Origin of the sequence: Pseudomonas sp. EL_65y_Pfl2_R96, from assembly GCF_963970905.1 — a bacterium.
Classification (GTDB): Bacteria; Pseudomonadota; Gammaproteobacteria; order Pseudomonadales; family Pseudomonadaceae; genus Aquipseudomonas.
On the sequence record NZ_CAXAQH010000012.1, the window covers coordinates 37,129 to 60,389 of the forward strand.

22 protein-coding genes and 2 pseudogenes are annotated in these 23,261 nt (G+C 57.6%); 4 read left to right on the forward strand and 20 right to left on the reverse strand.

The features are described from left to right. Window positions 1-5: 5 nt before the first annotated feature. The 10 genes and pseudogenes from AACY49_RS14460 to AACY49_RS14505 form a co-directional block, all read right to left on the reverse strand. Entirely contained in the window at window positions 6-899 is an 894-nt protein-coding gene (locus AACY49_RS14460; protein WP_339524597.1) for a glycine zipper family protein, read from the reverse strand. Beyond that, on the reverse strand, window positions 896-1,426 hold the full coding sequence (locus AACY49_RS14465; RefSeq protein ID WP_258698015.1) for a PAAR domain-containing protein: 531 nt from the start codon (window positions 1,424-1,426) through the stop codon (window positions 896-898). Before AACY49_RS14465 ends, AACY49_RS14460 begins: the two co-directional genes overlap by 4 nt. Window positions 1,427-1,721: 295 nt before the next feature. Further along, a pseudogene (locus AACY49_RS14470) lies at window positions 1,722-2,642 on the reverse strand (IS1182 family transposase); the annotation flags it as partial. A 138-nt stretch (window positions 2,643-2,780) separates the two neighbouring features. Then, complete coding sequence (locus AACY49_RS14475) at window positions 2,781-3,404, reverse strand: glutathione S-transferase family protein (protein ID WP_095053261.1); 624 nt, start codon at window positions 3,402-3,404, stop codon at window positions 2,781-2,783. Between the two features lie 651 nt (window positions 3,405-4,055). Continuing rightward, window positions 4,056-4,805 carry a hydroxypyruvate isomerase family protein gene (locus AACY49_RS14480; RefSeq protein ID WP_258698016.1) on the reverse strand — a complete coding sequence of 250 codons (750 nt, stop codon included), beginning with the start codon at window positions 4,803-4,805 and terminating at the stop codon, window positions 4,056-4,058. A 207-nt stretch (window positions 4,806-5,012) separates the two neighbouring features. Next, entirely contained in the window at window positions 5,013-5,723 is a 711-nt protein-coding gene (locus AACY49_RS14485; RefSeq protein WP_258698017.1) for an SDR family NAD(P)-dependent oxidoreductase, read from the reverse strand. Between the two features lie 43 nt (window positions 5,724-5,766). Beyond that, window positions 5,767-6,423 (reverse strand): annotated as a pseudogene (locus AACY49_RS14490) (DsbA family oxidoreductase). Continuing rightward, window positions 6,420-6,641: a tautomerase family protein gene (locus tag AACY49_RS14495; RefSeq protein ID WP_123361089.1), complete on the reverse strand. Its 222-nt coding sequence runs from the start codon at window positions 6,639-6,641 to the stop codon at window positions 6,420-6,422. The pseudogene AACY49_RS14490 and the gene AACY49_RS14495 overlap by 4 nt, the downstream one beginning before the upstream one ends. Window positions 6,642-7,072: 431 nt before the next feature. Continuing rightward, entirely contained in the window at window positions 7,073-7,750 is a 678-nt protein-coding gene (locus AACY49_RS14500) for an RES family NAD+ phosphorylase (RefSeq protein ID WP_339524608.1), read from the reverse strand. Further along, window positions 7,750-8,160, reverse strand: coding sequence for an MbcA/ParS/Xre antitoxin family protein (locus AACY49_RS14505; protein WP_320392552.1), 411 nt, complete (start codon window positions 8,158-8,160; stop codon window positions 7,750-7,752). The genes AACY49_RS14500 and AACY49_RS14505 overlap by 1 nt, the downstream gene beginning before the upstream one ends. A gap of 636 nt (window positions 8,161-8,796) precedes the next feature. Between AACY49_RS14505 and AACY49_RS14510 the strand changes: the two genes are divergently transcribed. After that, window positions 8,797-9,723, forward strand: a complete 927-nt coding sequence (locus tag AACY49_RS14510) for a LysR family transcriptional regulator (protein WP_320392553.1) — start codon at window positions 8,797-8,799, stop codon at window positions 9,721-9,723. Here AACY49_RS14510 and AACY49_RS14515 read toward each other — a convergent pair. From AACY49_RS14515 to AACY49_RS14560, 10 genes are all read right to left on the reverse strand, one after another. After that, window positions 9,640-9,957, reverse strand: coding sequence for an AzlD domain-containing protein (locus AACY49_RS14515; RefSeq protein WP_258698020.1), 318 nt, complete (start codon window positions 9,955-9,957; stop codon window positions 9,640-9,642). The genes AACY49_RS14510 and AACY49_RS14515 overlap by 84 nt on opposite strands. Continuing rightward, the gene (locus AACY49_RS14520) at window positions 9,936-10,652 is read right to left on the reverse strand and encodes an AzlC family ABC transporter permease (RefSeq protein ID WP_258698021.1); all 717 of its coding nucleotides are present in this window, start codon (window positions 10,650-10,652) and stop codon (window positions 9,936-9,938) included. Before AACY49_RS14520 ends, AACY49_RS14515 begins: the two co-directional genes overlap by 22 nt. Continuing rightward, a complete protein-coding gene (locus AACY49_RS14525; RefSeq protein ID WP_258700806.1) occupies window positions 10,649-11,062 on the reverse strand; it encodes a GNAT family N-acetyltransferase in 414 nt (137 codons plus the stop codon). Before AACY49_RS14525 ends, AACY49_RS14520 begins: the two co-directional genes overlap by 4 nt. A gap of 46 nt (window positions 11,063-11,108) precedes the next feature. Next, the gene (locus AACY49_RS14530) at window positions 11,109-11,855 is read right to left on the reverse strand and encodes a 2OG-Fe dioxygenase family protein (RefSeq protein WP_339524611.1); all 747 of its coding nucleotides are present in this window, start codon (window positions 11,853-11,855) and stop codon (window positions 11,109-11,111) included. A gap of 302 nt (window positions 11,856-12,157) precedes the next feature. Beyond that, window positions 12,158-12,553, reverse strand: a complete 396-nt coding sequence (locus AACY49_RS14535) for a nuclear transport factor 2 family protein (RefSeq protein WP_258698023.1) — start codon at window positions 12,551-12,553, stop codon at window positions 12,158-12,160. Window positions 12,554-12,570: 17 nt separating this feature from the next. After that, a complete protein-coding gene (locus AACY49_RS14540) occupies window positions 12,571-13,242 on the reverse strand; it encodes a DsbA family protein (protein ID WP_339524614.1) in 672 nt (223 codons plus the stop codon). A gap of 359 nt (window positions 13,243-13,601) precedes the next feature. Then, the gene (locus AACY49_RS14545) at window positions 13,602-13,814 is read right to left on the reverse strand and encodes a hypothetical protein (protein ID WP_030129326.1); all 213 of its coding nucleotides are present in this window, start codon (window positions 13,812-13,814) and stop codon (window positions 13,602-13,604) included. Between the two features lie 245 nt (window positions 13,815-14,059). After that, complete coding sequence (aguA, locus tag AACY49_RS14550; protein WP_339524617.1) at window positions 14,060-15,166, reverse strand: agmatine deiminase; 1,107 nt, start codon at window positions 15,164-15,166, stop codon at window positions 14,060-14,062. Between the two features lie 3 nt (window positions 15,167-15,169). After that, on the reverse strand, window positions 15,170-16,048 hold the full coding sequence (aguB, locus tag AACY49_RS14555) for an N-carbamoylputrescine amidase (protein ID WP_320392555.1): 879 nt from the start codon (window positions 16,046-16,048) through the stop codon (window positions 15,170-15,172). Between the two features lie 242 nt (window positions 16,049-16,290). Beyond that, window positions 16,291-19,203 carry an aminotransferase gene (locus tag AACY49_RS14560; protein ID WP_339524618.1) on the reverse strand — a complete coding sequence of 971 codons (2,913 nt, stop codon included), beginning with the start codon at window positions 19,201-19,203 and terminating at the stop codon, window positions 16,291-16,293. Between the two features lie 179 nt (window positions 19,204-19,382). On the opposite strand from AACY49_RS14560, the gene rfbC reads away from it, so the two are divergent. The 3 genes from rfbC to AACY49_RS14575 all read left to right on the forward strand — a co-directional run bounded on the left by rfbC (window position 19,383) and on the right by AACY49_RS14575 (window position 23,234). Then, window positions 19,383-19,928, forward strand: coding sequence for a dTDP-4-dehydrorhamnose 3,5-epimerase (gene rfbC, locus AACY49_RS14565; protein WP_258698028.1), 546 nt, complete (start codon window positions 19,383-19,385; stop codon window positions 19,926-19,928). Window positions 19,929-20,034: 106 nt separating this feature from the next. Further along, complete coding sequence (locus AACY49_RS14570; protein ID WP_339524619.1) at window positions 20,035-21,843, forward strand: sensor histidine kinase; 1,809 nt, start codon at window positions 20,035-20,037, stop codon at window positions 21,841-21,843. After that, a complete protein-coding gene (locus tag AACY49_RS14575) occupies window positions 21,840-23,234 on the forward strand; it encodes a sigma-54-dependent transcriptional regulator (protein ID WP_339524620.1) in 1,395 nt (464 codons plus the stop codon). The genes AACY49_RS14570 and AACY49_RS14575 overlap by 4 nt, the downstream gene beginning before the upstream one ends. Window positions 23,235-23,261 lie beyond the last annotated feature (27 nt).

Genomic DNA, 23,261 nt, shown 5'->3' on the forward strand with positions numbered 1-23,261 from the left:
CGTTCTCACTCTTGGAGATACTCAGTAAGCCAAGTGGCTCCTAAGTAACCTGCAGTGCCAAATATGATTCCGCCGACTGCACCACTCACAAAAGCACCTGGCCCCGTCTCTATTCCAACCGCGGCTCCGGCGACAAAACCTATCCTTGCCCCAGCCATCGCGCCCCCCCAACCGCCGGCCTGCTTGACAACCTCGACGGAAATAGGTTTCACGCTGTTCTGCTTAATTGATTCTTCTGCGGCCAATTTCAAATCGTATGCGGTAAAACCAATCGCAAAAACCCTTACGACTCTAGCGCCCTTAATCAATGTGTTGGTTGTTTGATAAGACTTCGGGGTAAATATTGCCCGGGCAGGGACTTTCTCAGCCTGAACCAATACTTCCTTGTCGATATCCTTCACCCAGCTTGCGATCTGGTCAATCCTGGTTGCGTTCTTTGGGGCTATTTTTTTGTAATCCTCTAGCGACTTAAGGATTTCTTCTGTCGTCACTAGTTTTGCACCGGCAGCTTTCGCTTTTTCTATATCAATATATACTACTTTTCCATCGAACCTAGGAGAGCCATTTGGAAATTCTGAGCTAGTAGAAAGATAACTTGATGGGTGTTTTCTACTACTAAAAACGTGTTCGGCCACTGTGGCGCTAGAGCTCGGAGCGACAGGACGCATGCCATATTTTTCGGGCCAGACTTCGTGTTTCATTTGGAATTCTGGTAAGTTTTTGGCGACCAGATGAGGGTTGTCCGGAGACGAATAAATTTTCCGTACTAAAAAACCATCCTTGCCTATTTCGTCCACAGCAACGAACATGTGAATATTTGCCGGCATTGCATAGCCCGGCACATTACTTACCGAACCGCTTTCCTTGTTTGTGGGTACTTTGCAAGAAAACTCTGTCACGCATCACCCCACTTTTCGAGCGCAGCAACACCCGTAGTAATTTCCAACGTTTCTTGCTTGCTCGTTGCAATTCTTGGTGTGCGTCCCGACTCATCTGAAAAGCCGGTATATACCATGCCCGACTCATCTTTGATGTGGTATGGAACATTAGCTAATGGCTGACCGTCACTGCCAACGATACGAAACTGTTCGTCGAATACCAACGCCCATAGTGGCATAGCGGACGGCGGTATGAATTCTGCGGGAGTATGTGAATTCCCTATGATTACAGTGCTGGAGCCACTGATGACATTGTTTCCGTGAGCGCCGGTGCTCCCAACAATTGCCGCAGACATACCATTGATAAGAACGGTAGAGGCTACGTCCCCCACAATAGGGCTGCCACAGGCACTCTTGTCGTTTTGACGCGCGGCAGCCAAGCCATCGAAAAAGACATCGGGAGAACCCGAAGCAATAGGATTGACACCATGGCCAGGTAGTGGGCAGGAAGTAGGATCGGTAACTCGAGCGGCAGGTTTGCCTGACATGTGGAACATCCTTGTAAAAGTAACATCTGGATGAAGTGTGACATAAAAGACCGGTCGCCAACTATGCAAGCCCGATCGAGCGCTCGCTCTGCCGGATGCCGATCGGGAGCAAACGTCCGCTTCTGGTCGAGGCTGTGTAAAACCGGTTTAGAGCAGGTTTGACAGTCAGAATCAGAACGAAAATCGCGTTCCTATGCAAATTTCAGGTCCGGCTGATTCACCAATCATTGGCAGATTTTACGTAGCGACGCAGACTTCAAAATAGTTTTTGCGTTTTTACACAGTCTGGGCCGTGGATTTCCAGACCTTTGTAATAGCCTCGGTCGGCCACCACCGTTAGCGATTCAGCCTCGATTTCTTCACGCGCTTGGTTCGCCATATTGCTCAGTTGCCCACGATCATTACCAACGTTGGTCACCTCATGGGCGATGATCAGATGGTGTTTGTCGTCGACCGCTGTTTGTACGTTGTAGCCAACCGTTCCGGTGCCTCGGCCGCTCGTGGCCATTGAGCGTGCATCTGGATCGGTAAGAGAGATCTGCTGATCTGGACTGTCGTGGAGCTGCGCCTCAATGTCCTTGAGTTTCTGCATCTGCTGTTTCAGTGTTTCGATTTTTTCTTTCAGTCGCTCGGCCTTGGCCTCGGCCACTTCTGGCGTTGCCCGATCCGCCGAATCCATCGCCGCAAGATAACGGTCAATGCTCTGCTCGATCTGTTGCATGCGCGCCTTCACTTTGCCCTGGGTGAAGTTACGGTCGCGGTTGTTGACGGCTTTGAATTTGCTGCCGTCGATGGCGATGATCGATTGGGAGAAGAGATTGAGGTTGCGGCAAAGCACTACGAACTGGCGGCAGACACTACGAATGGCTTTACCGTTGTCCTTGCGAAAGTCGGCAATGGTTCTAAAGTCCGGGGCCAAACGTCCCGTGAGCCACATCAGCTCGACGTTGCGCTCGGCTTCACGTTCAAGCCGGCGACTGGACTGAATCCGATTGAGATAGCCATAGATATAGATCTTCAGCAAGACCGCTGGGTGGTAGGCCGGACGACCCGTTGCAGCAGGATCGACACCCTCAAACCCAAGTACCCCGAGGTCGAGTTCATCGACGAAAACGTCGACCACTCGCACTGGATTTTCTTCGGCTACGTAATCGTCCAAGCACTCAGGCAGCAACGTAACTTGCGTCCGAGCCTCACCCTCAATAAATCGCTTCATGATCGCCCCCGATACGATCTAGACGATCAGAAGGTTAGACAATCACTGGCGTTTTCACACAGCCTGGGCCGAAAGCTGGCGGTAGCGACAGGATGCTATCCACCCGTGAAGCGGACACAAAACTCCTCTGAGACCGTGTCATGGCGTCCCGTTTCTTCCGTACAGGCGGTAGCCTGGTCGACGACTCAAGCGTTCGTAATAGTCGCTCACGGCAGGAAAGTCCGGATGAGCAAGCGGTGTTTCAAACCACCGATTAACTGACAGGCCGATCGGTATATCTGCGAGAGAAAACTCATCGCCGCTGACGTAGGCCCCGGTTGAATCGAGCTGTCGATTGAGGATCTCCATGTACCTCGACCAGTTGTTGCACGCGGCCGCCAACGCACGGCTGTCCTGATGCTCAGGCGAATGCCTGACCAGCGACATGAAGGCATAACTCCACGACTTGTTGAGATCTGACGCTTGCCAATCGATCCATTGATCCACCCGCGCTTTGGCTCTCGCTTCAGTCGGGTAAAGGTGAACGCCGTTGTAGCGCGACGCCAGGTAGCGAATGATCGAGTTTGACTCCCAAAGAATGAAGTCGTCGTCCTGGATGACCGGCACCATGGCATTGGGATTCAGCGCCAGGAATTCAGGTGTGTGCGTCGATCTGAAGCCAGAACCCCAATCCACCCGCTCAAAGGGAATTTCAATCTCGGCGCAGGCCCAGAGCACCTTTCGTACATTGATCGACGATGCCTTACCCAATATGCGCAACATTCCATGTCCTTATCGTTCGGGGTAGTTGGTCTGAACTACTGACTCTATCGCCGTGTGGAGCGGATTGTCCAGAGTCTGCTTTTGGCCGATTCTGTTGAAAAAGTCGGCCATGGTTTGCGCATCAAAAAAGTACGTGCCCGAGATTGAAATCTTTACTTTTGGCAGAGGCTTCCGGACTCGGATTTCACGTAGCAGCGTGCAAACAAGGCGTTTTCACCAGTCAATGATCAGGCCGTTTGGGCAGACCGACTTTTTCAACAGAATCGGCCGTCTGCTGCCTGTCGCCACGACAGCTTTTGGCGGATTTCTGCCTATTCTCTACGAAAGAGATGATTGACAACGTTCAAATTCAGGGGGGGTTTACCATTCGTATGCGGCTCTGAATTACTTACAGACCGACAATGTGCTCACATCTAAAAAATCCCGAATTCGATTCCACCAAACGCCATAACTAGCTGATTTATTTATAGTTACTAGTTGGGGTACGCCGAATTTTCCAGTGAACTCCAGACGCCCGAAAAACCTAGCCCCGCAGAAACATACCGTTCGTCTGGTGCCGGCACCATACAAAACAAAGCCCTCGCAGAAATGCGAGGGCTTTGTTGTTTCTGGTGTACGTGAAATCCGAATCCCGTTCACGCGTCGCAAGCACTAAGCATTTAGCTGTTTTATCCAGTCAAGACTCGCAACGGTAGAACCGGAAGGACGGTATTCACAACCGATCCATCCGGGATAGCCACGCTGCTCCAGCGCTGCGAACAAGGCAGCAAAGTCGATGTTCCCCGTTCCCGGCTCGTGACGACCCGGGCAGTCGGCAATTTGCACATGGACGGTTCTGTCATAAAACCGAGCCAGAACATCTGCTGCGTCTCCGGTCAGAATCTGGGCATGGTAAATATCGAGAATCAGCCCAACACTCGGGAAAGTCTCCAGCACCTGTTGCGCCTTGCTGAAGTCAGACATGTAGTAGCCCGGCATCGCCTGCGAACTGATCACTTCGATAAGCGGCCGCAAACCCTGATCTTCGAAATACTTGACTGCATATTCCAGGTTGCCCCCGAAGATGCGCCCAGCATCATCCTGCGTCGTAACGCCAGACATGATGTGGACATCCGAACACGCCAGCGCCTTTGCATAGCTGGCGGCCTGGAGCAACCCGCTGCGAAATTCCTCTTCCTTGCCCTGCAAGGCAGCGATGCCTTTGGTAACGCCAGCCGGTGCAGCGAACTGAATCAGCGGCAGACTGTATTGAGCCAGGTGGTCGGCCAGGAGACTTGCGTCGAATTCATAGGGCGACGGGAACTCCACCGCCCGAAAACCAGCTGCCGCGGCAGCTTCGATGCGTTGCAGAAAGGGCAACTCATTGAATTGGAAACCGAGATGAGCATTGAACTTGAGCATTGGTAAACATCCATGTAGTGATTTATGGCTTTTATATACATTGTAACTGCTTCATGAACCCCACATTCAAAGCACCTATCTGATCCCGAATGTTGTGTTCCCGATTCCATCGGGAGCCATCGACTCCTGGTGCCCGCACCATACAAAAACGAAGCCCTCGCAGAAATGCGAGGGCTTTGGTGTTTCTGGGCGTTGGAAAACCAGGTCTTAGTGCCCCGCACTCTGCCCACCATCGACATGCAAGATCTCGCCAGTGACAAAGTTGGCGCTATCCAGATAAACAACAGCCTGCGCAATATCGCTGACCTCCCCCATATGCCCAACCGGGTGCAAATTACCCAGTGCTTCGTGAGTTTCTTCGCTGTGCATCGGAGTCTTGATGATACCAGGGGAAACCGCGTTCACCCGAATCCCACGCTTGGCGTACTCAATGGCCAAGGATTTGGTCGCCGCATTCAAGCCACCCTTGGTCAACGACGCCAGTACCGACGGCACGCCGTCGATGGCGTGGTCCACCAGGCTGGTGGTGATGTTGACGACGTGGCCGCTGCCTTGTTTTTCCATCTCGGTGATCGCGAGTTGGGTGATGTAGAAGAAGCCATTCAGGTTCACCGACAGCACAGCGGCGTAGTCTTCTTGGGTGTAGGCGGCGAACGGTTTGGCGACGAAGATTCCGGCGTTGTTGACCAGGGTGTCGATGCGGCCGAAACGTGCGATCGCTTCACGGACGACTCGCTGGGCGATCGCCGGGTCGCCGATGTCGCCGGCAACGGTGAGGATGTCCGGATCGGTGGATGGCTGGATCGAACGCGAAGTGGCGACTACCCGGTAATCGAGATCACGGAAAGCCTTGACCATGCCTGCGCCGAGACCTTGGGAGGCGCCAGTAATAACGATGACTTTTTTCGAATTGCTCATGATGAACCTCAACTGATAAATGATGGTTTGAAAAGGTGATTAATCAGGCTTCAACAGGCGCCTGCGCCATTTGTCTCAACATCTGTTCGTAGTACTCGACCGATTGCGAACCGGACACCAGGTGACGACCGTTGAGCACCATGGCCGGAACCGAATTGATACCGCGCTCGCGATAAAACGCCTCAAGCTCACGCACTTCCCTGGCAAATGCTCCGGACACCAACACCTCACGCGCGCTCGCTGCATCCAACCCCACTTCCGCCGACAGTCGAACCAGCGTCTCGCGATCGTTCGGGTTCTGGCCGTCGGTGAAATAAGCACGCAGCAAGGCTTTCTAGAGTGCGACCTGCCGCCCTTCCTGCAATGCCCACAACAGCAACCGGTGAGCATCGAAGGTGTTATGGAAGTGGCTGCGCTTCTCCAGATCAAATTTGAACCCGATGGCCTCGCCTCGAGCGATTTGCATCGCTTTGCCGGCGGCAACTTCCTCGGCGCTGCGCCCGTATTTGCGCATCAAGTGCTCGATCGCGTTCTCGCCTTCCACCGGCATATCCGGGTTCAGCTCGAAAGGCTTGAAGGTCAGCTCGACCGAGACTTCACCCGCCACGTTCTCGATCGCTTGCTCCTGCGCCGTCGCGCCCAAGGCGCACCATGGGCACACCACGTCGGAGATGAAATCGATGGTGACGGACGCAGTCATGACTGCCCCTGCTCCTCAGCCAGTTGTTTTCGGTACTGGGTAGTGGTGATCCCGGCATAGCCCCAGTTATCGGTGTCGACTTCTTCGATCACGATGTGTGTCAGGTCCGGGCGTTTGTTGAGGACGCGTTCCAGGGTTTCAGTGATTTCAGCGATCACCTGAGCTTTCTGCTCTGAGGTAACGCCATCGCGGGTAATGCGTACGCTGACAAAAGGCATGATGAGTCTCCAGTGACCTTCTCATCGGAATGATGGGGAGGCGTTGGAGAGGAATGTATGAGGTTGGGTCAGGGGGATAAAGGTGGGGGCGGGAACATCATTAGTTACTTGGTGTAATGACTACGTCGATATTGATTGGAGACGCCACCGGAAAATATGGCCTAACCGTAAGGTTCATCACCAGCGATCAAAACGGCTTCAATCCGTGCTGACAAACCTCATCGTATTTTCGAGGAACTTGTGGCGAGGGAGCTTGCTCCCGCTTGAGTGCGTAGCACTCACAAATATCGGCAATGGTTGTCAGATTTTTGGGGCCGCTACGCAGCCCAGCGCGAGCAAGCTCGCTCGCCACAAAGGTAAGCATGACTGAAGAGTCTCGCCTAAATGAACAGCATTACGAGTCAATCGGGGCTTCTTGTACTTCGTTGAGCTCACATCTCGCTGACTTCAAACACAAACGAGATCTTCCGACTGCTCGCACTCCACACATAGCGAATGTGCTTCCCTTGCTTCGGAATGGACACGGCCGGCGGTCGAAACGCGGCAACACATTCATGGCCAGGCAGACGAACGCTGTTGTAGAGCAATCCCCAAGACAACATTTCGCGCAGTTGTCGGGCAAAGGCCTGGGCCGGACCGTAGGCGTTGGGATCCGGGTCGTGCAGGTGCGGGTAGTCGCCTCGGATGTCGTGCAAGGGTTTGACCACCTGGTTGACGTAGGTACGCATGGTCAACTCAAGATCCGGTTCGTTGGTCGCGGCGAGGAAGCGTTCCTGGTGATAGCTCGTCTCGGCGATGGCCGCGGCCTGGCTGCTGGCGGCGTAGTAGACGCCGAAGGTGCCGTCGGTGAAGCGGCTGGTTTTGCCGATGTGGGTGAACGCGGCCATCACCGGTGTGGAGCCGGGGCCGGAGACGCGGTCTTCGGGGCGCACGCGGGCGAGCACGCCGGCTTCTTCCATCAGTCGATCGTTGGTCAGGGCTTCCAGCGCATAGGCGGTGGGCAGGTCTTCGGGGTCGAGCACGTCTTCGAACAACGAGATCGGCGGGAAGCAGCTGTTGACGATCCGGTAAGCCCGCGGCCATTGCGGGTCGGCCACCTCCGGCGCCATCAACCGCGTACTCCGTCGAGGTAGCGGCGCACGTCAGCGATGTCGACCACGCGGCCGGCCAGCATGTAGGACAGCGCCGACTGGCCATTGAACGGCGCGGCGGTGTTGGGGCTGCTGACCCAGGTGTAGGCTCGCTCGCGGCTGTTGCTGAAGATGATGCTCAGGGCTTTGTGGATGCCCATCAAATACGAGATGCGCTCCAGGGTGTCGTGGGGCAGGCGCACGTTGGGCGGCAGGTGTTTGTACTTGTAGAAGGTGGTATTGCCGACTTTGCCCAGGAGCGTGCGTTGCTGCTCGGCAGTGCAGCCCCAACGCTCCATGAGGTTGAAGAAAAACTTCAGCGCGACTCGACCGGCTTCGGGGGTATCGAGTTGTTGCTGTGGGCTTAAGGCAGTGGATGAGGCAGGCATGGGGATGGCCTCCTTGGGTTTACGATGTCGTGATTTCAGACTAGTACAGATACGAACAATAATGAAATTTTAATTCGCATACGTATTTATCTGTCCCCTCTTCGAAAAGAGCTTTCACGCCGGATTTTCCGCAGCCTGAAAAGATGCCGACACACGGTCCAACACGCACGTTGACACCCCCACAATAGGGGCAGAGAATTAAATCGAGAGCGCGAAACCGACTGCCTCCAAGTGGCAATAGTCGGCGTAGGAACCTCGTTGATGACTTGGAAATCGGCGCCTGGTGAGACCTCTTCTCCCCTGCTTGAGGGAGCACAATATCAAGCACCTTTTCATGAAAGCAGCCTGATCCAGGCTGCTTTTTTTTGCCTTGGGAAAAGGTTTCTTGATCAACCAACACTCAAAAAACGCCCACACCTCCCCCATCCGGGCCGTTTTTTTGACCCCGATCAGCCGCCCCCCCCGCCAAAAAACCCGATCCTGTGTAAGCCTCCAGCCATCGGACGCGGAATCATTTCGCTACTAAACTCGGGACAAGCATGCTCAGCTGCAGGATCATAGCCAGCACGCGACCGACGCCCACCGGGCGGCAAGGTACACAACAATAGCCAGCCCACTTTAGAGGGCATTACCCAAATGGATAGCAGAACCTTACGCAACCTCATGCGCATCGTGCAGACCGGCTCATTGTCGGCGGCGGCAGAGCATTCCTGTTTGAGCGTGCAGGCATTGGCCGCGCAGTTGAACAAGGTCGAAGAGCAGTTCGGTTTTCGGTTGTTTCGTCGCTCCAACAAGGGGCTGACTCTAACAACGCAGGGCACGGAGCTCACGCCCTACATGGACAAGGTATTGGTCGCCACGCGGCAACTGGAAGAGAAAGTCGCCACGCTCAAAGTGCCTGGGCAGCGCACGCTCAAAGTTGCACTTAACACCACGCTCTCGGCCGACTTCAACCGGCGCATGATCGGACGCCTCATTGAGGTGTTTCCCGACTATCAACTGGAATTCAGCTACGCCGAGTCGATGGAAAACCTCAGCAAGTTGAAGAATGAGGACTTCGACCTAGCCGTGCTGATCGGGCCGCAACAACCGGGGTTACCCAGCATCGCCCTGCCCTATGTGCAGGTGCAGGTGGTCGGCGCTCATTGCGGTCAGGAAAACGACCCGCTGGTGCTGCTCGGCAACAAGTTTCAGGTTCGGCCGGCCGACGATTGTCCGTATTCCCACAGTTTCTTGCGCTTTCTCGACGCGGGCCTTGGCAACTACGAGTCAGGCAAACGGATGATCTATTCCTGCAGCGAGACCCTGACCCTGTCATTGATCACGCAAATGGACGGCCTGGGCATGGTTTCCCGTGAGGCGGCCCTGCGTAACGGCTTGACCATTTTCCCGGGTTTCGAGGACTCCCTCGAAGTGCGGCTCGCGATCAATAACCCAGAGTTGTCGGGCCAGGCCTTGAATGACGTGGTTGCTCTGCCGCTACATGAACGATCCGAGCGCGATGTACGCAACCGTTCCCACCGCTACGCTGAGAAAGAGGTTTTTGCTGAAATACGCACATAACAACGTCGGAATGGCTGCATAGAATTCCGGGCGATCGAGCTGCACATGCTGATCCTTGATCAACAGGGGCGTAAGGCTGATTGCAGCGACGATCGCCACCGGCAGAAACTCCAGCGCCCGGGCGACCAGGGGTGGCCAATGATCAGTGTTCACCTGCAGTGGCAACGCACGCGGCAGGAAGGTCACGGCCATCATCAGTGCGACGACCAGGATCAGGAACGTTTGGTCAGGCATACACCCACCCCGCAGCCCACGAATGTGGCGATGAAGACGTTGAAGGGTGAGTTGCCGATCAGGCTCAGAACACCCATGCAGGCGACCGCTGCCAGTGCGGCGATCAATTTTTTACGGGTGTTGCAGAGTGATACCAACACGTAGAGCATCATCGCCGTCAGCGCATAGTCGAGCTGGTACTTGATCAGGTGCGCCGCGTACTGGGCGCAAATCGCCCCCAGCAAACCGCCGATCACCCACGACGTATGGCAATACAGATTGAAGCCGATCAGGTAACGCACATTGACCGGTGCACCCTTGCCCAGTTTGACGCTGTGGAAAGCGAACGATTCATCGGTCAGCCCGCCGGCATAACACCAGCGCTCAAGGCGACTGAGCCCCAGCGCTTGCAGGGCCTTGGCCATGTAGACCGACATCAGCATATGCCGCGCATTGATCAGAAACGTGGTGAGGATGATGGTGGTCAGCGACGCACCACTGGAGATCAGCGCCAGAGCGGCGAACTGCGAGGCACCGGCGTAGACGAACAGGCACATCGCGACCGGCAGCCACACGGGCAACCCGGCATTGACGGCCATCAAACCAAACACAAACGACACCGTGAAGTAACCCGCCACTACCGGGCTGGCTTCAGCAAAGGTGCGCGAGGGCAGGGGCTCGACCATCAGCGGCTGGCTGCTGGACGTCTCATTCATAGGTCCCTCTCAAAGGTAGTTTCGCCGCGCGGCTCACAAAAGCCCTGGGCACTCCAAAAGCGTTTGCCGGCCAGATTAGCATCGTCGACGAACAGGAACATCCGCAGTACACCCACCCGTTTCATGTCTGCCGATGCCGCTTCCACCAGGCGTTGACCTACGCCCTGGCTGCGATACAACGGGCTCACCGCCAGGTGATTGATGGTGCCACGGCTGCCGAGCATGCCGCCCAACACCGCGCCGACCACTTCGCCACGGACATCGAGCGCGAGGAACGCGGTGGTGGTTTGCTGCACCAACACACCGCGCAGGCATTTGGCGTCCTGCCATTCACAGAACGACACTTCTTCGAATTGCCGAAAGAAGCGCTCCAGGCGTTGGGCGTCCTTGGCCGTCGCGCGCTGCAGCATCACTGGTGCAGAACACTCGGCGATGTTCATCATCGGGTCTAGCTGTTCAGCGAACAATGTCGAAAGCGGTCCCGGGCCGCGAGAAGGAAATGGCCAGAATCTGCCGATAGGCCATTTCGTGGGCATGGGTGTTGCGTGCCGGTGTCACGTAGTGACGCATGTCGCGATCGAGGAAGTAGGTGGTGTCGAGGATGTCCAGATAGGTCGTCGCCGCCAGCTGTTCCTCTTGGGCCGAATACAAACGGCTCTCCGCCCCCTCCACGTTGTTACGGCCCCAGAAATGCACACCGCTGAACGGATAACCGTCGCAATGAATCCCTTCCGGGGTGATTTCCAGTTGCTTGCCCGGCTTGATCTCGATGCGGATCTGATGGATCTGGCATTGCCAGATTTCGTCGTGCAACTCCGGCGGCAATACGTGTTTGTACACCTCGAAATCCGCATCGATGAGGCTGCGCATCACCGGCGAATTAATAACCTCATTGGAGAAGTCCTGAAAGTGCCGCTCCAGTCCGCCGACGTAGCTGTTGTTGGCCTTCGATTGTACGTAGGCGCGGTGCTCCAACTGCTTCAAATCGCGGGTGACCGGGTTGTATTCGAAATCGCTGTAACGACGGAAACGCATGCCCGCATCGGCCTGGCCGTAATAACTGTCCAGCTCCATGCTTTCCCAACTTTTGGTCAATCTGACGAAGTCGGAAAAATGACCGAAGAGATTGAAGTCGGCTCCCTGGACATTGACATACTTGTCGCGTCGTAGCGATTCGCCAACTTCTCTGTTCAAAACGATCATTACTAGGCCTCCGCTGCATTTAGCGGCCTAATCTAGTAGGCGCAGGATTGGCGGCCCATGAGAAAGAATTTCAGGCATATCAAGCGTTGCTTGAAACGCAGTATAAAATTGCTTCAATTCGACTTTTTACGATCGAAAACAGCCCTTTTCAGTGTTTTTCTACGGTCATGAGGCGAAAAAAACCCGAGCCTGTCGGTTTTTTTATCGAGTCTGAACAACTCAGCCGATCTTCAGAAGATGTTGATCGGGCCACTTTGCACGACGTACTTGAACGGGTAAACAGGCGAGAAACGTCTAAGAAATCACCTGTCAGCGATAGCCAATTGCACAGTGTGGCTGTCGACGAATTGTTCAAAATGCGTGACTTTTCCGTTGGCCAGAGTCCACAAATGAGCGACTCGGGCGTTCATCGCGCGGCCAGTGGTTTTGTAGACGCCGCTGTAATTGCCGTAGGCAAATACCTTGTCGCCCTGTGCGACGTAATTCTCGACCTTGAACTGAAAACCTTCCCACTCGGTGGCCAAACGCTTGAAGACGTTTTCGACGATAGCGTCGAAACCGACGTAGGTCCCGGCGTACGGAAATCCCGCCGCTTCGGTCCACTGGGCCTCATCGGCCAGCGCCGCGGCAGTGTTGCGCGCGTTCTCCTGGGAGTTGGCGCCTTCGTAGGTGCTTTTGATCAGGCTCAGGTTATCCATGGTGACTCCAGGTGAGTTCAATGGGCGCAGCCGTCGAGGCCACAGACTTGAAAGGCGGATGAAGACTCTTTTACCGCAAGCGACTGGCTCAACCATTGGACGAAGGCTTGCGGCTTGCCGAGCCAGGGACCGATATCGATCAGGGTGAACTGGCCATCCTGTTCCAGCGCAAAGGTCGGGAAACCCTGACCGCCGACGTTGGCCAAGAGTGTACGGCTGTCCTTGATATGGCGATCCGTGTCGGCTTTATTGAACGCCTGTTGGAAGGCCTCAAGTTCAAGACCTGTTTGTATGGCGAGTTCCAGCAGAACGACTTCGTCAGCGATGCGTCGACCCTCCATGTAATGAGCCGTCTGCAAACGCCCCAGCAACTCCAGGCCGCGTCCAGCGATCTGCTCGGCCGCCAGCACGGCGGCAATCGGCGGCGTGGAATCGAACACCGCCGTCGAATCACGCAGCAACCCCTCAAAATACGCCTCGCCAAACGGCTGGCCGGTGTACTCGGCGATCCGTCGGTCATGGGGCATCACGTAGTTACGCAGCTGTGGCGAAACGCTCTGGCGGTTGGCACCGGTCATCATGCCGCCACCGTGGGCGATTACCGGCAACACGGCTTGGGCAGCCTGCACCAATGGTTTGGCGCCGTAGCACCAGCCGCATAACGGGTCGTAAATGTAGTGAAGGATCATAGGAAGGCTCCGGCAAAAAGGTAGGAAAACTCAATGCCGGCAGATTAATCCCCAGACTGTTTCGGAAAAACGCTGGAATGGCTTTCAGTCTGTTTCATGAATCGGTCGAATACTTTTGGTTTTCCTCCAGGTTATGGCCGACATGACCGGAACCTATATCTTCTAAACAATGCAAAACCTTGTGGGAGCGAGCCTGCTCGCGATGAGGCCATTACATTCAACATATTCGTTGATTGTAAGATCGCCATCGCGAGCAGGCTCGCTCCCACAGTTGATTTTCAGTGATTACAAAAAATCCTTCGCCCATAAAAAAGCGCCGCCTTCCCGGCAGCGCTTTTATCAATCCGTTGTTTTTCTTCTTATCCTTCCATCACATCCCACAATGCTTCCAGTTCCGCCTCGCTGAATAAACCAGCGGGGTAGCGCTCGATCATCATCCGGCGCGGATCAGGCTCTCTGATCTGACGCGTTCCATTGGACTTCAACCACTGCGCCAGGACCTGGAGCGATTCGCTGTTAACTGCCAGGGGATGCAGTGCCCGCTCGCTCACGACATTCATTTCGGCGTTCATCTCAGCGCTCTCTCCTGGTTTGTGAGCGGCTAACTTATCCAAGGTTTATGACAGAACATCGAAGTTCTCTCCCTCCCCGTCTTGCGCCATCGAAGATACAAGAGCTGTGCCAATGTTTTCGAAGTGTCGACAAGTGGATACAAAAAAGCCCGCAGTCCTGATGGGCTGCGGGCTTCGCGCGAAACGACGAGGCAAAATCGTTGCTAAATCGATTTTTCAATCAACTCAATCTGTTACGACCTCACTCACTCCTTGTGCGGAGCGGGCTGTTGTTGGGTAAGACAATGGATGTTACCGCCCCCAAGTAACAGTTCGCGACCTGGCACCATGACCACTTCGTGCTGCGGGAACAAGCTCTGCAAAATCTCTTTGGCCGGGCCGTCCAGCGGGTCGTCGAAGCTCGGCGCGATGATGCCGCCGTTGACGATCAGGAAGTTCACATAAGAGCCGGCCAGACGAACGGTTGGATTGCGCTCCTGAGTGCCGTCTACCGGATCCACGCCAGCGCACTCGTCTTCGGTCGCGTACAGCGGCCCCGGAATCGGCATTTTGTGCACCGTGAATGGGCGCCCCTTGGCATCGGTGCTGTTTTTCAGCACGTTCATTGCCGCCTGGCAGCGCGGGTAGTTCGGGTCCTGCGGGTCATCGGTCCAGGCCAACAGCACTTCAGCGGGACGCACATAGCAGCAGAAGTTATCCACATGGCCGTCGGTTTCGTCGTTGAACAAACCGTCCGGCAGCCAGATAATTTTATCCACAGCCAGATTTGCGCTGAGCACCGCTTCGATTTGCGCACGGTTCATGTGCGGGTTGCGATTGCGGTTGAGCAGGCATTCTTCGGTAGTGATCAGGGTGCCTTCGCCGTCGACGTGGATCGAACCGCCCTCAAGCACGAAGCCCTCGGTGCGGTAGCGCGGGCTGCGCTCGATTTCGAGGATCTTGCCCGCCACCTGCGAGTCACGGTTCCACGGCGAATACAGACCACCGTCGAAACCGCCCCAGGCATTGAAGTCCCAATCCACGCCACGGACTTCGCCGCGGTTGTTGATGACGAACGTCGGGCCGGTATCCCGAACCCAGGCGTCATCGCTGGACATCTCAACCACACGAATATTCGGCACATCGAGACGGGCACGGGCGTTTTCGTACTGGCCAGCGGAAACCGCCACGGTCACCGGTTCGAATCGGGCGATGGCCTTGGCCACCGCCACGTGGGCGGCCTGCGCCGGCTTGCCGCCCAGGCGCCAGTTGTCCGGACGCTCGGGCCAGACCATCCAGGTCTGGGTCTGTGGTGCCCATTCGGCTGGCATGTAAAAGCCGTCGGTGCGAGGGGTGCTGTTCAAAGTGGTCATGGTTCAGGACTCCAGGGAACCGTCGAGGGTTTTGATCGCGCCATACAGGTTCGGACGACGGTCACGGAACGAGCCCCAGGCGCTGCGGATGTGTTCCAGCTCATCGAGGTCGAAACTGTGAACCAGAATGCCTTCTTCGGTTTCGTTCAGCTCTTGGACTTTCTCGCCAAACTGGTTGGCGATGAACGACGAGCCGTAAAAGGTAATGTCGTAGCCGTCCTGCTCTTCGTTACCGATGCGGTTGCTGGCGATCAGCGGCATCAGGTTGGCGCCGGCATGGCCTTGTTGCACGCGCTGCCAGTGGTCGCGGGACGAAATGGTCTTGTCGTGTGGCTCGCTGCCGATGGCGGTCGGGTAGAACAGGATTTCCGCGCCTTGCAGCGCCATGCTACGGGCGCACTCAGGGAACCACTGATCCCAGCAGATGCCCACGCCGATTTTCGCGTAACGGGTGTTCCAGACTTTAAAGCCGGTATCGCCCGGGTTGAAGTAATACTTTTCGTGGTAGCCAGGGCCATCCGGGATGTGGCTTTTACGATAAATCCCGAGGTTGCTGCCGTCGGCATCGATGATCGCAATGCTGTTGAAACGCGCGCGGCCGGCCAGTTCGTAGAAGCTGATCGGCAAAACGACCTGCAGTTCTTTGGCGACTTTCTGGAAGTGCTTGATGGCGACGTTGTCTTCGACCGACGTGGCCAGTTGCAGGTAATCCGGGTTCGGCTTCTGGCAGAAGTACGGAGCTTCGAACAGTTCCTGAATCAGGATGATTTGTGCGCCTTTCGCCGCGGCCTCACGGACCAGCTTCTCAGCGGTTTCAATGTTGGCCTCAAGGTCCCAGGAACAGGCCATCTGGGTAGCGGCGACGGTAACGGTACGGCTCATGAATCGGCTCCTGGGCGAGCGCTTGAGGGTCGAGGGTGGCATCGACCGGTGACAGAAAGAGGCAGCACCAGGCGTGGTTCATCCACACCGTGGGCAGTGGCGACTTTATAGCCGATAAAAATCGGCTTTTAAAGCAATAAATACTCAATCCGTCAAAAACAACTCACTTAACACAGATAATAATCGAATTTAAATGCAATCCCTGTGGGAGCGAGCTTGCTCGCTCCCACAGGGGTATGTGTTTACAGACCTTCCTCGAGAACCTTCGATAGCATGTCGACAAAGAAATCCACGCTCTGACGCGACGTAACCATCGGCGGTTTGATCTTGAGGATGTTCAGGTAGTCGCCCGTCGGCTGCATGAAGATCCCCAACTCACGAAGGCGATCGCACAGTGCCGTGGTTTCTTCAGTCGCCGGTTCAAGGGTTTCTCGATTGCGGATCAACTCCACGCCCAGATAGAAGCCGGAACCATGCACCGCCCCCACCAACGGATGCCGGTCGATCAACGCTTCAAGACGCTCCTTGAAATACCCGCCAACGACCTGGGCGTTTTCCCAGAGCTTTTCTTCTTCCATCACATCCAGCACCGCCATGCCGATCCGGCAACTGACCGGGCTGCCGCCAGCGGACGAGAAGAAATAACCCTCGGCCTCCAGCGCTTCGGCGATTTCCCGGCGAGTGATCACCGCGCCCAACGGTTGGCCATTACCCATGCCTTTAGCCATGGTGATGATGTCCGGTACCACGCCCTGCTCTTCGAAGCCCCAGAAAAATTTGCCCATGCGGCCGTAACCGACCTGAACCTCGTCGGCGATGCACACCCCGCCCTGCGCGCGAACCAATGCATAGACGTGCTTCAGATAGCCCGGCGGCAGCGAGATACCGCCCGCATTGCCGTACACCGGCTCACAGATAAAGCCCGCCAGCTGGCGTTTCTGCCCGGCGATTTTCGCCAGGTTGTGTTCGACACTGCGCACGTAGTCCGGCGCGCTGTCCGGGCCGCGGAATTCGCCGCGATAGGTGTTCGGCGCCGTCACCGGATGCACCCAGTCGGGACGGCTGCTCAAGGCTTGGGGGTTGTCGGCAATCGAGGTCGAGACCGCATCCGCTGCCACCGACCAGCCGTGATACGCCTCCAGCACGCTGAGCATGTCGCGACCGCCGCTGTAGGCCCAGGCCAGGCGGATCGCCAGGTCATTGGCCTCGGTGCCGCTGTTGACCAGAAATACCCGGTCCATGTTGTCCGGTGCCAGCTTCAGCAAGCGTTCGGAAAACTCGGCAATCGCCGCATAGTGAAAGCGCGAGTTGGTGTTGAGCAACGACCACTGCCGGCCAGCGACGGCGGCCATGCGTGGATGACCATGACCGAGCACCGCGACGTTGTTGAGCATGTCGAGGTAGGAGCGGCCCTGCATGTCGATCAGGTGATTGCGCCAGCCACGCTCGATACGCGGCGGGTCGACGTAATAATGTTTTTGGGAGCGAGCGAAACTCGCATCCCGGCGGGCCAGCAACGTCTGCGGGTCGAGTTCCTCTTGTGCATCGCAGGCCAGGCCGAGTAACGCGGCGGGTGAAGGACACAACGCCTGCCAGGCCGCGGCGCGCGTAGGCGTGCAAAACAACGGTGCGTCGAGCTGAGCGCTTCGACACAACTGCACGCTCAACGGCCCGCTGACCGAACCCAGCACCTGGCCTTTGACCAACGCCGCACCACTGCGCACCGAGGGGGTTACACCCCACAACCGAACGCTGAGCTCTGGGCCGTCCAGTTGCAGCAAGTTCTCCCCCTGTATATGGATGACCCCGGCAAACGGCGCTTCGACCGCCGTGCCGTCAGGCACTTGCAACGCAACGTGCAGCGGGAAAGTGTCCGGTTCGCTGGCGCTGTCCGGTCGGGTTTGGGACAGACGATACTGGCCATATCGACTGGCCGCCAGACCGTGAGCGGCGGCGGCTTCCGTCAACAGGCGCAGATCGATCCCTTGCTGCTCCCAGTTACCCGCCTCGAAATGCGGACTGAGCACGCCCAAATCGATCAACGCAAATTCACGCCCCACCAGGCTCGGCAGTAAGGGCGCGAAGCCTTCACTGTCGATGCCCGGCAGGCTTTGACCGACCGTGGAAAGAATCGCCGCCTCCATCAACGCCAACGGCACCGATGTGGCAACGCGGAAAATTTCCCACTCATGGGTCAGGTTGTCGCGACTGTACTCATTGCCCGGATCGATGCTGACCTGCTGTTCGCCACTGAGCACCAACACCGCCGAGCGCGCAACGATCAGCGGCCAGAGCGCCAGCAACTCTTCATGCTGCAACGGATTGACCGCGTGATAAGCCCGAACCGCCGGCAAAATGTAGAACGGATCGCCATCGGCATGGTGCAGCAGCGCGGCACAGGTCACCGACAGATCGGTGATCCGCCAGGTTCGGACCAGATCGCCGAAATCGATCACCCCCTGCAATTGCCATTGGCGTTGCGCATCACGCTGCCAGACCACGTTGTCGTCGGTGACGTCCATGTGAATTGCCTGCACCGGCAGCTTATTCACCAAAGGCTGCAAATGGCGCTCGGCCTGTTCAGCCTTCTCAGCCATCCGTTTTCGTTGCTGGTCGTCCTTGATCACCGGCAGCAAATGCGCAATCAACGCGTTGGCGTGGCGAGCGTCCCACTGAAGGGTGCGCTCAAGGCCCGGATGATCGAAACCGGTCAGCGCCAGGTCCATTTCGCCGCAGAGCCGACCGAAACCGGCGACCACTGAATGGCTTAGATGATCGAGATGCGTCAGGGATTGGCCGTCGATGTAATCGAGCAGGCGTACATGCACCGCCTGGCCACCGACGTCCAGAGAGAGAAGATCTGCACCGTTCCTGGCAGGGATCACTCGCGGCACCTGCACGCCGGGGTGCTCCGCCAAATGTTTGAGCCCTGCGTGCTGGGCTTGCAGCTCCAGCGCCGAATAATCGCCACGGCAGATTTTCAGGACAAAACGCCCCTGATCACTGTCGACCCGATAGTTGAGATCCTGCTGGCTGCCCAAGGCCTGTAGCCGCCCGCTCAGCCCGTAATGCTCTTCCAGCAGCTCAAGCGCTTGCGCCGCAGACACCTGCGGGCTTGGCAGACTGGCGCGATGAATCAACGTGGCGAGCGGCATACAACGACCCCTGAAATTTTATTAGGCACTTATATCGCCACTGCTTGGGGCGATACGCAACCCCCTTCCTGGTTGGCGTGAATCAAATGCCCGCGCAACTCTCTTCACCGCACCACTCGCGCCAGCCGTCACTTTGCGTAAGAATGTCGGCCATTAACGCCTATTGCTGGAGAAACACTATGAATGTAGTCACCACCGACCTCCCCGGTGTTCTGATCATCGAACCCAAGGTATTTGGTGACGAGCGCGGCTTCTTCTATGAGAGCTTCAACGCCAAGGCTTTTGAAGAAGCAACCGGCCTGAACACCCAGTTCGTTCAGGACAACCATTCCCGCTCGCAAAAAGGCGTACTGCGCGGTTTGCACTACCAGCTGGAAAACACTCAGGGCAAACTGGTCCGCGTCACCGCCGGTGAAGTGCTGGACGTGGCCGTGGACATTCGCCGCAGCTCGCCGCATTTCGGCAAATGGGTCGCGGTGCGCCTGTCCGCCGACAACCATCGCCAACTCTGGGTGCCGGAAGGTTTTGCCCATGGTTTCGTGGTACTGAGTGATTTCGCCGAGTTCCTCTACAAAACCACCGACTACTACACCCCGTCGGCCGAGCGCAGCATTCGCTGGGACGACCCGGACCTGGGTATCGACTGGCAGCTGGACGAAGCACCGCAGTTGTCCGCCAAGGACCAGGCCGCCGCGTTCTTGAAGGACGCTGAAGTCTTTTCCTGAATTCCTGTCTGAATTTTCACCGCCAGCGCGCACTTGATCCAAGGTGCGCAGACTGCGCCCGCAAGCCTAGGCATAATGCGTCTATATCCATAGGCGCTTGATGCTCATGACTCCGACCCTCCCCCGCAGACCCCGCTGGCGCAGCCTGGCGCTACTCGCGCTGTGCCTGGCACCCTTGCTGTGGCCGCTGGAGCATCTGGCCGAGCGTTACTACCGCAGCGAACTGGCCGGGCAGAACCGTCAGACCCTCGACCTCTACGTCGCCAACCTGCTGGGTACCCTGCACCGGTATGAAGTGCTGCCGCAGATTCTCAGCGAACTGCCCGCCCTGCGCGCGACATTGGCCGCACCCGACGAGGGCGTGGTTCAAGGCAATGCCAATCGCCTGCTGAAAAATATCAGTGCCCAGACCGGCGCCGAAGTCATGTACCTGATGGACACCACTGGCAAGACGCTGGCGGCCTCCAACTGGGACAAACACGACAGTTTCGTTGGCCGCAATTTCGCCTTCCGCCCTTATTTCAGTGAAGCCATGGCCGGGCGCCTTGGGCGCTTCTTCGGCCTGGGCACCACCTCGGCCAAGCGCGGTTACTTCTTCGCCGCGGCGGTACGTGACCGCGAAAAAATCATCGGCGTGCTGGTGGTCAAGGTCGACCTCGACCACACCGAAAGCCTCTGGGGCAAAACCCCTGAACAACTGTTGGTCACCGACCACAACGGCGTGGTCATCCTCACGTCGCGGCCAGAGTGGCGTTTCCGTTCGACCCGTCCATTGAACGACGAAGAGCGTGAGGCCATCACCGCGGTTCAACCCTACCCGACCCGCGATCCAAAGCCGTTGGATCTCGCCTCCGACGCCTGGCTGACCCAAACCCGGCAGATCGAAGAAACCGGTTGGAGCGTCAGTATCCTTGCGCCGCGCACGCTGATCGACCGCCCGGTACGCACGGTCCTGGCCATCGGCGGTGCAACGCTGTTGGTATTAATGCTGCTGCTCGGCCTGATGATGCAGCGTCGACGCCATTACCTGGACCGGATCGCCTTCGAAGGTAAAGCCCGCCAGGAACTGGAAGGCCGGGTCGCCGAACGGACCAGCGACCTCGAGGGCCTCAACCGTCGATTGAAACAGGAAGTGCTGGAGCGCGAACACGCCCAACAAGAACTGGTACGCGCCCAGGATGATCTGGTGCAGGCCGGCAAGCTCTCGGCACTGGGAACGATGTCGGCGAGCATCAGCCATGAACTCAACCAACCGCTGGCGGCAATCCGCAGCTACGCGGAAAACGCCGAAGTGCTGCTCGACCATCAGCGCACCGAGGATGCTCGCGGCAACCTCAAGCTGATCAGCGAATTGACCGGGCGCATGGCCTCGATCATCGCCCACCTGCGCGCCTTTGCCCGGCGTGATCGCCACGCCCCGGAAAGCGTGGCCCTGCAACCGGCACTGGACGACGCGCTGGCGTTACTGGCCAAGCGTCGGCGCAGCATGGAAGTCGAACTGATCCGTGACCTGCCGGCCGCCACCCTGTGGGTCGAAGCCGGGGAAACCCGCTTGCGCCAGGTACTCGGCAATCTGCTGGCCAATGCCCTCGATGCCCTGACGGAAAAAGGCCCGCCGCGTAAACTCTGGTTGAGTGCCGAGTCCACCGTCGACGGCGTCAACCTGTACATTCGCGACAACGGCCCCGGGTTCTGCCTGGAAGCGCTGGGTCGTGCCGGTGAGCCCTTCTACACCACCAAGACCCGCACTCAGGGGCTTGGGCTGGGGCTGGCGATCTGCGACACCCTGATGCGCGCCTTCGGCGGTGAACTGTCGTTCTCCAACCACAAGGAAGGTGGCGCCCTGATTACCCTGAAGTTGCGCGCAGGCGCACCGGGCGTGAGCCTGCAACCGTCCGAGGACCGAAGTGCATGACCATCGACAACCGCATCCAGGTCGTGTTGATCGACGACGATCCCCATCTACGCCAAGCATTGAGCCAGACCCTGGACCTGGCCGGCCTGAAGATCCTGCCGCTCGCTGAAGCCAATGGCCTGGCCGGGCAACTGGAACGCGATTGGCCGGGTGTGGTGGTCAGCGACATCCGCATGCCGGGCATGGACGGTCTCGAACTGCTGACCGAACTCCACGCCCAGGACCCGGAACTGCCCGTGCTGCTGATCACCGGCCACGGCGACGTACCGCTGGCGGTACAAGCCATGCGCGCCGGGGCTTATGACTTTCTGGAAAAACCTTTCGCCAGCGACGCCTTGCTCGACAGCGTGCGCCGTGCCCTGGCCCTGCGCCGGCTAGTGCTGGACAACCGCAGCCTGCGTCTGGCCCTGAGCGATCGCAACGAGCTGAGCGCTCGACTGGTCGGGCAATCGGCGCCGATGCTGCGCCTGCGTGAGCAGATCGGTGCACTGGCGGCGACCAAGGCCGATGTGCTGATCCTCGGCGAAACCGGTGCGGGCAAAGAAGTGGTGGCCCGCGCGCTGCACGACCTGTCGAGTCGGCGTAACGGCCCGTTCGTGGCAATCAACGCCGGGGCCCTGGCCGAGTCGGTGGTGGAAAGCGAGCTGTTCGGTCACGAGCCAGGCGCCTTCACCGGCGCGCAGAAACGTCGTATCGGCAAGTTCGAATTCGCCAATGGCGGCACGTTGTTCCTCGATGAAATCGAAAGCATGAGCCTGGACGTGCAGGTGAAATTGCTGCGCTTGCTGCAAGAACGGGTCGTCGAGCGACTGGGCGGCAACCAACAGATCCCGCTGGATATCCGCATCATCGCCGCGACCAAGGAAGATCTGCGTCAATCCGCCGATCAGGGCCGCTTCCGCGCCGACTTGTATTACCGCCTGAACGTCGCGCCGCTACGCATTCCGCCGCTGCGCGAGCGCGGCGAAGATGCGCTGGTGCTGTTCCAGCATTTCGCCGATGAAGCCAGTGCCCGCCACGGCTTGCCGCCCCATGAATTGCAACCGGGGCACCGGGCGCTGCTGTTGCGCCATACCTGGCCAGGTAATGTGCGCGAACTGCAGAACGCCGCTGAACGCTTTGCCCTGGGCCTGGAACTGGCCCTGGACAACAGCGCGCCGGAGGGTGGCGTCGGCAGCACGATTGAAGTGGTCAGCGGCGGTTTGAGCGAGCAAGTGGAGAACTTCGAAAAGAGCCTGATTGCCGCCGAACTGGCGCGCTCCCACAGCTCCGTGCGCAGCCTCGCCGAAGCACTCGGCATTCCGCGCAAAACCTTGCATGACAAACTGCGCAAGCATGGCCTGAACTTCGCCGACGGCGGCGCCGGTAACCCCACCGACGATGTCGATTGAGCTACCGTCAACTCATCATCTTCAAAC